Below are 10,158 nucleotides of genomic sequence, written 5' to 3' on the forward strand. Positions count from 1 at the left end.
CAACATCGGGGGGGTTTAAGGATAGGCGGTTAAAATGCGTCTTAGCTGATCAAAAATCGGGCTAAAATAGAAAAAACTCACCCTCAGCGATCACGGCGATGGCAGAAGAAACGGCGAAAATCAAGCTTTATCGGAAAACCTATCAACTTCCCCAACTAAATCGCCCCGATTTATTGGTTTTGCAGGATCAGATTCAAGAAAGACAGCAACTGATTAAAACCGGAAAACGGGTTCGCAATACATGGTTAGGATTGAGGAAAAAAGAAGAACCCCTCAATTTCGAGGAAACTTTTCAAGAATTGGAAAGATTAGTCGGGGACTATAACCAGTTAATCAGATTTCTCACCGACCATAAGGATGAATACCGGCGGTTTTTCCAGTCACTGACCGAGGAAATCAAGGAGGCAGTGGCGGTTAAATGCCAGAAATTGGCAGAAACAGAGCGAAAACGCCAATCTTTGGAGAATAGCATCGGCTCGGCTGAACTGCGAGATACTCTGAGACTACAGAAACAGCAGATTTTCCGCACCGTGATTCTCGTTGGTCGCGCCAGCTTGCTCATGCTCAAGAAAATCGACTTAATCAGCGAAAGTATCCAGAAATTAGCTGAAGATCAGGATACACAAAAACAGGTTTTCTCGAAAATGATCGGCGAGTTGAACGGGTACAAACAAGTGTATCAGTTGCAGCTGGAGTTAGATAGTCTGGAAAAAGAAGCGATCGAAATGGCCAAAGTAGCCATTAATCTAGAACAATACCTAAAACCAATTATCGGGCAGTTTCAAGGCTTAATCGATCGAGTAGTGACCATTGACGGGGAACTTTCCCGCAGTGTCAGCGAAGTGGAATCCCTCGTCCAGAACATTCTTAGTTCCGAATCGGCCGTATCTTTCCGCAAAAACGAGAATCTATCGGCTAGTTTGCTCAATTTCCTCGTCACCAGCGAAGAAAAGCGCGACCGTTTAGCGATCGCATTAGAGCGAGCCGAGCAGGAAGGATGGCAATGGACAGACGTGGAAATCCCCGATGAGGAAATCGAACTGGAAACCGCCATTCAACGCATCAACAACCATGTAATCGAGAGAGTCGGGAATTTTACCACCTCCGTTGTCGGTGACTCTCCTATTCCTCAAACTTCATTTACCGAAAACCTACCCAACGGAGTAACACTGGAGATGGTGAACTTACCAGCAGGTCAATTTCTCATGGGATCTCCTGACAGTGATCCCGATGCTGACAAGTCTGAAAAGCCTCCACGCCAAGTTAACGTCAACAGTTTTGCGATTGGGAAATATCCAGTGACTCAGGCACAATATCAAGCGGTAATGGGAACCAATCCCTCTCACTTTAAAAACAATCCCCAAAATCCGGTAGAACAGGTTAATTGGAACGATGCTCAAGCCTTTTGTCGGAAATTGAGTCGAATAACCGGGAAAACCTATCGCCTACCGACAGAAGCGGAATGGGAATATGCTTGTCGTGCGGGGACTACTACTCGCTATTATTTCGGTGATGATGCCAATCAGTTAGGAGATTACGCTTGGTATGACGGAAATTCTCAGGAGACAACTCATCCTGTGGGCCAGAAAAAGCCCAATGCTTGGGGACTCTATGACATGAGTGGCAATGTTTGGGAGTGGTGCGAAGACAATTCGCACGATAACTATATCGGAGCGCCGACGGATGGCAGTGCTTGGATAAAAAATGGTAATGATAATTGTTCTCCAGTGCGGGGCGGTTCTTGGTGCGTCAATCCGAATTACTGCCGTTCCGCTTTCCGCAGCCCCTACGACCGCCGCGACGACGACGGCAACCTCGGTTTTCGGGTGGTGTGCGGTGCTGGGAGGACTCTGTAACCCTTATTTTCTTTTTACCCTTCTTACCCTTTTTCTCTTTTTCTCTTTTTCCCGCCTAGCGGCGGGTCGATTTTTTTTTTGAGAAAATTGAGGTAGCATGAGTAGAAAACGGGTTTCTCGGAGAAACCGGTTTTCTGTGGGTTACTCAAGGGATTTAGGATAATTTGTAGTTTGAGTTAAGGTTCGTAGTTGCGCTTTAGCGCTTCATGTTGTCCGCACTACAGTAACGGCAAATTTGGCTTCAGCGTCCAGAAAGAAATCTATGAGAGTCTCCGTGACACGAGAGAATATAATAGTGAAGTGTGGAAAAAGTTCGGCGATCACATCGGCTGGAAAAAAGGAGAAAATTGCTTGTCTTACTCTGACCTAATCTTTAACAAGAATGCTCCCAAAGCTCATTTCCTTATTTGTATTTTTCACATTTTTTCAAAAAAATGGTAGATAAACAACTGAAAACTGTTATCTGGATTGGAGCATCAAAAAAGGAGCTATTAGAATTTCCTGAAGAGGTTATTGATGAAGTTGGCTATATTCTTTATCGTGTTCAGAACAATCAGAATCATCCTAACATCAAAGCCTTAAAGGGCTTTAATGGTGTTTTTGAAATAGTCAGCGATTATCAAACCGATACCTATAGAACAGTTTATGCCATCAAACTAAGCAATGCTATTTTTATTCTCCATGCCTTTCAGAAAAAATCAAAATCGGGGATTAAAACACCAAAACAAAATGTTAATCTAATCAAAGAACGCCTAAAAAAAGCACAGGAGATCGCAAAAGAGCAATAATAAATAACAAAAAGGAGATAAATAATTATGACAGAATATACTATTAGTTCGGGAAACATTTTTGAAGACTTAGGCTTTGCTAATGCAGAAGAAAAACTCGCTAAAGTCAAGCTGGCTTCAGTGATTTACGATCTGATTACTGAACAAGAATTAAGCGAGCAGGAGGTCAGTCAAATTTTGGGGATTGACGAGGCTAAAATTTCTAACTTAAAAAATGGCAGATTGCAAAAATTTTCTCTTGAGCAGATGTTTGACTTTCTAGTAGCATTAGGTCAGAAGATAGAAATCTTAGTAACTCCCCAAGCCTTAGCAAACTCTAGTTTAAGTATCCAGGTCATGTATCGAAATCAATCCTAATCTAAGCGCGATCGCCGATCTCGTAAGATGCGTTAATGTTAATGTAACGCACCTCAACTAACCTATTTTAGCTAATCCTTGTAGTAAAAAGAAACAGGACACTGGACTTAACCCTTAACCTTACAAAAGTCATCATGAATATTCAACTTAGTAACCCCGTTGATCGTTCCCTATCGCCTCTAGAAACCGCAGCTTTGGCTGATACGGGAGCCTTGCATCTCTGCATTCCTGCACATATTCAAATTCAGTTAAAATTAACTGAAATCGATCGCAAGGAGGTAATTTTAGCCGATGGTTCCCGTCAACTGGTTCCCTACGTTGGGCCGATCGAAATTCGTTTCAAAAACCGCGTCGGTTTCGTCGGTGCTTTGGTGATGGGGGATCAAGTATTGCTTGGTGCTATCCCAATGGAAGATTTAGACTTAATCGTTATTCCCGCAACCCGGACTATTGATATTAACCCTAATAGTCCTAATGTAGCCACCTCGATGGCTAAATAGATAGGCCCCAGAAATTATATTAATTTATCAAAGTTCCGAGAATAATTTACTGTTGATTGATAGCGATCGAGATTGGGAAACCATTATTAAAATGCGATCGCTTTGAACTTTTCCTATTCCCTTTGAGTTGCTTGTCTAACCTGTTCGATCTCTAATTCTAAAGCTTGTGCTATCTGTTCAAAGTTTCATCCTAATGTCAATAAACGAAGAATAGAGGCTAATTTTGCCGCTAAGAGGATAAATAACTACACCCTACACCCCACACCCCACTTCCCTCAATTGGCAGTTTACTGAATTGGTCCGTCGATACTGCCGGTAAAAAATTGCTTGAGTACGGGGATTTCGGAGTGATAAGCCTCTTGAGTCGGTCCAACCCATTGAAATTGACCTTTATAGAGAAAAACGATGCGATCGGTGGTATTTTCGATGGTGCTGTGGACGTGGGTGACAATAAGATGGGCCCCACAGGCTTTTTTTACCTTGAGAAGTTCCATAATTACCGTCTGGATGCGGGTAGAAGCAACTGGATCCAGTCCGGCAGTGGGTTCATCGTAAAGGAGAATGTTCGCTCGATCGGCGGCGATCGAGGGATCGCTGATAATTGCTCTGGCTAAACTGACGCGTTTTCGCATCCCTCCGGATATTTCAGAGGGATAGAGGTCGTAGGAACCAGACATACCCACTAAATCGAGTTTTTCTTCCACTAAATCGCGAATTTCGGCTCGTTTTAGCTTTGAGTTGCGATAGAGAGCAAAACCGACATTTTCCCCGACGGTGAGGGAGTCAAAAAGGGCCGATTGTTGGAAAACTAGACCAACACCGAGGGGATCTTCCCCCTGTTCTACGGTTCTCTGGCGTTTTGTGCCGTAGATGTACACTTCTCCTCGATCGGGGGCCAGCAATCCGGCGACTAAGCGTAAAATCGTCGATTTTCCCGTCCCGGACGGACCGATCACGCCGATCGCTTCCCCTTCGTACACTTTCAGATCGACGTTATTTAAGATTACTTTCTTGCCGAAAGCTTTAGTCACTCCCCTTAATTCGACGATCGGTTCGCGCATCACCATCTAGAATATCTTTACAAAAATCCCCTTTTATTGTAGGGCAACGACCCGATCTTTCTTTTTTTTCTTTTCTGGTTTTATGGTTCGCGATTCTATCTGCATTTCGGGAATCTCTCGCAATTCTTCGGCATCTAAACGATATTGTTCGCAGACAAGACTCAGACGAATACCAGAACAGCTAACGGGATTAACTGAATGGGTGAGATCTCCTTGAAAGAGGATCAGGGTGTTAGCACAAGGACGAATCTTGGCCACGGAACGATTGCCTGTTGCTAGTACCAATTCCCCCCCTTGAATATCCCTAGGAACCTGCACATAAAGGACGCTAACTAGGAGCGGAGGATCGATTGTTTTACAATAGGAGCGCAGGGAGCGATCGATATGGGGATCGACGCGTGAACCAGTTTGTAGGAGTAAGGGATTAAGATAAAAAGCGTTGCAGTCAGCTTGTAAACTGCGATCAAGATAGGGTTTAAAATAGGGAAACATTCGTGCGACTTCGCTGATTTGTGTGCGTCGAAAAGCGATAGAAAAGCCTTTGGTTTTAACGAAATCTCGATTTAAATTGTTAACTGTGAAGTGGGGACAAGCGAGAATCTGTCCTTGTAGTTCGCTCAGATAACTGGGAGTGAAAGCGTCGGGATATTGGGAATAGTAAGGCACGGATAGAATCGCAACGGTATGGCAATCTTTATGATAGCTTGTTCCTAGAGAGATGGGGATAATTTCGATAGCAGCTATTCAATTAGCTTTTTTTTCTCAAAGTCCAATAATTTGCTCAAGGAAATTTTTAATAAGCTTGATGCTCTCTAATTCTAGGGTTTGCTTATCTAGCCATCGATTATCTTGTAGGGAAACTTGTAGGGCTTTACCCGGTCTTAATATACTACTAATACTGGATATAATTGCTTTCTTTTCACCTGCTGGTTTCTCAATATCTTTGAGATCATTTTTAGTTAACTGATTCCTGTCAATACTTCCTATGTAGGTTTGAGAAAGATTGAGTAAATCAGTATAATTTATCTTAGCACACTCGAGGAGAATATCTTCTAAAGTTCCTTGTTCACGATTGTTAGGAGCAATGAAAATACCACAGCGAGGATAATAATGGGTAACTTCGCCAAGTAGGGCAGGCATTCGTAAGTTTGACAAATCAAGAGATGATAAGCAAACAATTAGTTTATTGAACCTTTCTTGGGGGGTTTCATTATCATCAGCATCTAAAAAAATTCCCACACTAAAAAGCTGTGAAGGTTGAATAAAATTGAGACTTTCTTCGATGGTTTGCGCTATGCGTGTAATGCCGATAGAACTATGTAAAGCGATTGATAGTTGCTCATTTTGAACAAAAGATGGTACTGGTACTCGTTTGGTTAAATCATCGTCTAGTGGATAAGCTTTCGGGATAAGTGTTTCCCAAAATTTATCCAATGAAGATAAATGAATAACTCGCTTTAAGCCATAAAATTTAAGTAAACCAATTAAGAATTCGACATCCTGGGGACCTTCGACAACAATATAGCAGTATCTCACCATCTTTACCTCACATCTAACCCGCGTTCCCAACGCAATCTATGCAATAAATCGCCCGAAAATCTTTGAGGTTTTTCCCTTGGAGAATTTAACCGAAAAGCTACCACGTTTTCTATGGACTTTTCTGACTGTAGCATGGCATCAACTGCTTCTAAACTATGGGTAGTTACAAAAAGTTGAATTCTTCTTTGATTACAGGTATTAATTAACCAAGAAAATACACGACTTAAGGCAGAAATATGAATAGATGTCTCGATTTCATCAATTAGAAGTACCCCATCGGTAATTGTCAACAAACTAAGCACCATAACTAAGGTTCTTTTAAATCCGTCACCAAACACATAGAGAGGAGCAAAACCAAGCTGTTTATGTTCTATATAAAGAGTTGGTTTATTGTTGGGTGAAAGTATTTGTATGTCGGTAATTTCCTCGTCAAATAACCGAATTAAATCTAGGATGTCATCTTTGTTATTTTCTTCCTTTAGGATGATTTTGGATAGTCTATCTAGAATTGGTTCCGAGGACAAATAAGCAGGAAATATGGTGGCATTTTCCACCAGTATTTTTTGTCGTTTCCTTTGAATAAAACGCTCTTTTTCCCAAAACTGAAATACTTGTTCCTTATCTGTCCCAAACAGACTGCCTTGCTCTAAAATATGGGCGGTAACACTTAATTCTAACCCATTGATAACCAGATCGGTTTCCGAATTGGTGGAATCATCATTGAACTTTTCTGGGTTGTCTTTTTCGTTGCTCGCACCGTAAATATCGGTGAGATTAGCCGCTAGATTTTTAATCGGTGAATTTCCAGTACACTTGATCGAAATTTGTCCTTGATAGGATGCGTTACTAGCAAGATTATTCTGACGAAAGAAAACCCATTTAATTGCTTCCAAATCCGGTCGCATTAAAGATATTCTGCCTAAGTATAATCGACGTTGGGCCACTTCTAGCCACTGAAAGGGATCGAGGGGATTACAAACAATTGAAACAGCTTCGAGAATGCTAGTTTTGCCAGAATTATTATTACCGACAAAAATGTTCACCTGTCCTAGAGAAGACAGTTCTATTTGTTCAAAACCACGATAACCACTGATTCGTAAACTTTCAAAAAGCCGAGTCATTTTTACTGGCTCCTACAATATTGCCGATAATAACTGAAATAGCTAGGATCAAAGATAAAATTTGCAATTTTTACGATAAAACCCTTGTATTATAACTCATTTGTGGCTCTTTTTTTGAGTAGCAATCATTTTCCTGTCAACCCAGTCGCGGTGACAACCCACCGTTTACAATAGTTAAGAACCAACGGCAAGCAAGAATTAACGATGCGGATTTCGATCAACTGGTTACGAGAATTAGTCAAAATTGTCCAATCTCCCCAAGAATTAGCCGAATTATTGACAATTGCGGGAATAGAAGTGGAAGAGATCGAGGATCGCCGAGAATGGGCAAAGGGTGTGGTTATTGGTAAAATTATCGATCGTCAACCCCATCCCAATGCAGATAAACTAAGTGTCTGTCAGGTGGATATCGGTCAGGAAAATCTTAGTACAATTGTCTGTGGTGCGTCCAATGCTAGGGCTGATATTCTAGTTCCTGTGGCTACTTTGGGAACTCATTTACCAAAAATCAATTTAACGATTAAACCGGCTAAATTGCGCGGGGTAAAATCGGAAGGGATGATCTGTTCCCTCGCAGAATTAGGATTAACTAAAGATTCTGAAGGAATCCACATTTTTAGCCAGGAAAATCTCTCTTTAGGTACAGATGTTCGTCCCCTTTTAGGACTCGATGAGGTGATTTTAGATATTTCTCCCACCGCTAACCGTGCCGATGCTTTGAGTATGATCGGAGTCGCGCGAGAAGTGGCGGCTTTGACAGGAGGAGAATTAAGCCTACCAAAAGTGAAATTAGGGGAATTTTCCCCTAAAAAAGATTTAACGCTGGAAATATCAGAAAATACAGCCTGTCCTGCTTATATTGGTACGGTGATCGAGGGGGTAAAAATTGGCCCATCTCCGCTATGGTTGCAACAGCGTTTACAGGCTGCCGGATTGCGATCGATCAATAATGTGGTCGATATTACTAATTATGTACTTTTGGAGTGGGGACAACCCTTACACGCTTTCGATCGCGATCGTTTACAGAGTTTTGCCGGAGGTAAATCCGTTACTATTGGGGTCCGTTTTGCCGAGGAAGGGGAAAAAATCATTACCCTTGATGGTCAGGAAAGAAGCTTAAAAGAGCTTAATTTATTAATTACTGCCAATAATAAGCCGGTAGCTTTAGCGGGGGTGATGGGAGGTCAAGATACGGAAGTTAACGAGGAAACCGTTAATCTTGTGCTAGAGTCGGCTTTATTCGATCCGATCGCCATCCGTCGTTCCTCAAAAGCGCAGGGTTTACGCAGCGAATCTTCCGGACGCTATGAACGCGGTGTTAATCCCGCCGCTTTGGAATATGCTTGTCAAAGGGCGATCGATTTGATTCTAGAGTTAGCTGGGGGAACTGTCAGCAGTCAGGTTAAAGCTGATTATCGTGCCGATCAGTCCAGTCGTTCGATCGAATTGCGTTTAGAACGTTTGCAGCAGCTACTGGGTCAAGTTACCCTAGATGATGGTGCGATCGGTGAAATTCTCGCCGAAGATGTGGAGCGGATTTTAGGTAATTTGGGCTGTGAATTGCAGTTAACCTCGAAAAATCCTGTTCTGTGGACTGTGACAGTGCCAGACTACCGTTATCGGGATTTAGAACGGGAAATTGACTTAATTGAAGAAGTAGCGCGACTGTACGGATATGATCGCTTTGTCGATACTTTGCCGGCAAAAACCGCAGCCGGAGGATTATCCTTTGAGGAAACTATACAGCGTCGGCTGCGGGAAGCTTTTCGCGCAGTCGGTTTGACGGAATTAGTCCAGTATTCCCTCGTTAAACCGGAATTAGCGGAAGTTGTCCTCGCTAATCCCCTTTTTGTCGAGTATTCTGCTTTGCGGACTAATCTCCTAGACGGTTTAATCGAAGCGTTTGAGTATAATCAGTCTCAGGGTAACGGTTCCTTAAATGGCTTCGAGATCGGGCGAGTTTTTCGCTTAGAATCGGATAATATCAACGAATACGATGCAATTGCTGGTATTTTTGGCGGTGATTTCTTCCCGGCCGGACGTTGGCTGCGATCGGGTAAAGAGGTGGCCATGACTTGGTATGAAGCAAAAGGCATTTTAGAAGCAGTATTTGATCGCCTTTCGCTGACAGTAAGCTACGAAAAATATGCCGAAGATGCGCGTTTTCATCCCGGACGAACAGCCTCTTTATGGATTGGCAAACAACGACTAGGAATTTTTGGTCAACTACACCCGCAATTGCGTCAGCAAAAGGGATTAATTGAGGCAGTTTATGCCTTTGAAATCCGGTTCCCGATCCTGTTAGCAACTCTTAGCGATAGTGCCAAAATTACCCCGCGTTTACAGGTCTATTCTACCTATCCGGGGGCAGCGCGAGATATCGCCTTCTTTGTTTCCACAGATATACCCGTAGATAGATTGACAAAAACTATCAAAAATGCTGGGGGAACTCTTTTAGAAAAAGTCGAATTATTCGATCGCTATCAGGGGCAGAATGTGCCAGAAAATCATTGTAGTTTGGCCTTTAGTTTAGTCTATCGTGCCAGCGATCGAACTTTAACCGATGAAGATGTGGAACCCTTAATGACAAAAGTGCGAGAAGCTTTAGTTAAACAGTTCCAAGTTTCTTTAAGAAGTTAAATTCAGCGATCAATTATCAGTTATCAGACATCGACTTTATAAGTAGGTAGGCGTTAAAAATTATCAGATGCCCCCCTTATCAAGAGGGATCCCCCCGCCTACCGGCACCCCCCTTATCAAGGGGGGCAGGGGGGATCGGCACCCCCCTTATCAAGCTATCCATTAGTCAGATCTTTCTTAACAAAAAGAGAAGAAACTTAAAAAAAGGGGAAACGATTGATAGGTATAGTTTTGAAAGAAGGAATTAAGGTGGAGGTAAGCAAAAAAATGGAGAAATGGGCAGCCCAAGAATTACA

Annotated in this window: 10 protein-coding genes; 6 read left to right on the plus strand and 4 right to left on the minus strand. The window is 42.5% G+C overall.

Annotation, left to right across the window (positions count from 1 at the left end; all coding sequences use genetic code 11):
- Positions 1–98 precede the first annotated feature (98 nt).
- From PN470_RS08185 to PN470_RS08205, 5 genes are all read left to right on the plus strand, one after another.
- Positions 99–1,856, plus strand: coding sequence for an SUMF1/EgtB/PvdO family nonheme iron enzyme (locus PN470_RS08185; RefSeq protein ID WP_272104270.1), 1,758 nt, complete (start codon positions 99–101; stop codon positions 1,854–1,856).
- 189 nt (positions 1,857–2,045) lie between these two features.
- On the plus strand, positions 2,046–2,297 hold the full coding sequence (locus PN470_RS08190; RefSeq protein ID WP_080600705.1) for a GUN4 domain-containing protein: 252 nt from the start codon (positions 2,046–2,048) through the stop codon (positions 2,295–2,297).
- Positions 2,291–2,644 carry a type II toxin-antitoxin system RelE/ParE family toxin gene (locus PN470_RS08195; RefSeq protein WP_002783506.1) on the plus strand — a complete coding sequence of 118 codons (354 nt, stop codon included), beginning with the start codon at positions 2,291–2,293 and terminating at the stop codon, positions 2,642–2,644. Before PN470_RS08190 ends, PN470_RS08195 begins: the two co-directional genes overlap by 7 nt.
- 27 nt (positions 2,645–2,671) lie before the next feature.
- On the plus strand, positions 2,672–3,001 hold the full coding sequence (locus PN470_RS08200) for a helix-turn-helix domain-containing protein (protein ID WP_002737427.1): 330 nt from the start codon (positions 2,672–2,674) through the stop codon (positions 2,999–3,001).
- A 134-nt stretch (positions 3,002–3,135) separates the two neighbouring features.
- Positions 3,136–3,501, plus strand: coding sequence for a hypothetical protein (locus PN470_RS08205; RefSeq protein WP_002783503.1), 366 nt, complete (start codon positions 3,136–3,138; stop codon positions 3,499–3,501).
- A 287-nt stretch (positions 3,502–3,788) separates the two neighbouring features.
- Here PN470_RS08205 and PN470_RS08210 read toward each other — a convergent pair whose 3' ends face one another.
- The 4 genes from PN470_RS08210 to PN470_RS08225 form a co-directional block, all read right to left on the minus strand.
- Positions 3,789–4,568, minus strand: a complete 780-nt coding sequence (locus PN470_RS08210) for an ABC transporter ATP-binding protein (RefSeq protein WP_185238015.1) — start codon at positions 4,566–4,568, stop codon at positions 3,789–3,791.
- A 27-nt stretch (positions 4,569–4,595) separates the two neighbouring features.
- On the minus strand, positions 4,596–5,228 hold the full coding sequence (locus tag PN470_RS08215) for a 2OG-Fe(II) oxygenase (RefSeq protein WP_271938834.1): 633 nt from the start codon (positions 5,226–5,228) through the stop codon (positions 4,596–4,598).
- A gap of 96 nt (positions 5,229–5,324) precedes the next feature.
- On the minus strand, positions 5,325–6,101 hold the full coding sequence (locus PN470_RS08220; RefSeq protein ID WP_103112079.1) for a DUF3226 domain-containing protein: 777 nt from the start codon (positions 6,099–6,101) through the stop codon (positions 5,325–5,327).
- 2 nt (positions 6,102–6,103) lie between these two features.
- Positions 6,104–7,222 (minus strand): AAA family ATPase, encoded by a 1,119-nt coding sequence (locus PN470_RS08225; RefSeq protein WP_016514931.1) that lies wholly within the window; start codon positions 7,220–7,222, stop codon positions 6,104–6,106.
- A 204-nt stretch (positions 7,223–7,426) separates the two neighbouring features.
- Between PN470_RS08225 and pheT the strand changes: the two genes are divergently transcribed.
- Positions 7,427–9,862 carry a phenylalanine--tRNA ligase subunit beta gene (gene pheT / locus PN470_RS08230; protein WP_271938830.1) on the plus strand — a complete coding sequence of 812 codons (2,436 nt, stop codon included), beginning with the start codon at positions 7,427–7,429 and terminating at the stop codon, positions 9,860–9,862.
- Positions 9,863–10,158 lie beyond the last annotated feature (296 nt).

The organism is Microcystis sp. CS-574, from assembly GCF_028329095.1.
GTDB lineage: Bacteria > Cyanobacteriota > Cyanobacteriia > Cyanobacteriales > Microcystaceae > Microcystis > Microcystis ichthyoblabe_A.

Coding starts and splice junctions, on each gene's coding strand:
- PN470_RS08185 (WP_272104270.1), top strand. CDS start 99: ATGGCAGAAGAAACGGCGAAAATCAAGCTTTATCGGAAAACCTATCAA.
- PN470_RS08195 (WP_002783506.1), top strand. CDS start 2,291: ATGGTAGATAAACAACTGAAAACTGTTATCTGGATTGGAGCATCAAAA.
- PN470_RS08200 (WP_002737427.1), top strand. CDS start 2,672: ATGACAGAATATACTATTAGTTCGGGAAACATTTTTGAAGACTTAGGC.
- PN470_RS08205 (WP_002783503.1), top strand. CDS start 3,136: ATGAATATTCAACTTAGTAACCCCGTTGATCGTTCCCTATCGCCTCTA.
- PN470_RS08210 (WP_185238015.1), bottom strand. CDS start 4,568: ATGGTGATGCGCGAACCGATCGTCGAATTAAGGGGAGTGACTAAAGCT.
- PN470_RS08220 (WP_103112079.1), bottom strand. CDS start 6,101: ATGGTGAGATACTGCTATATTGTTGTCGAAGGTCCCCAGGATGTCGAA.
- PN470_RS08225 (WP_016514931.1), bottom strand. CDS start 7,222: ATGACTCGGCTTTTTGAAAGTTTACGAATCAGTGGTTATCGTGGTTTT.
- pheT (WP_271938830.1), top strand. CDS start 7,427: ATGCGGATTTCGATCAACTGGTTACGAGAATTAGTCAAAATTGTCCAA.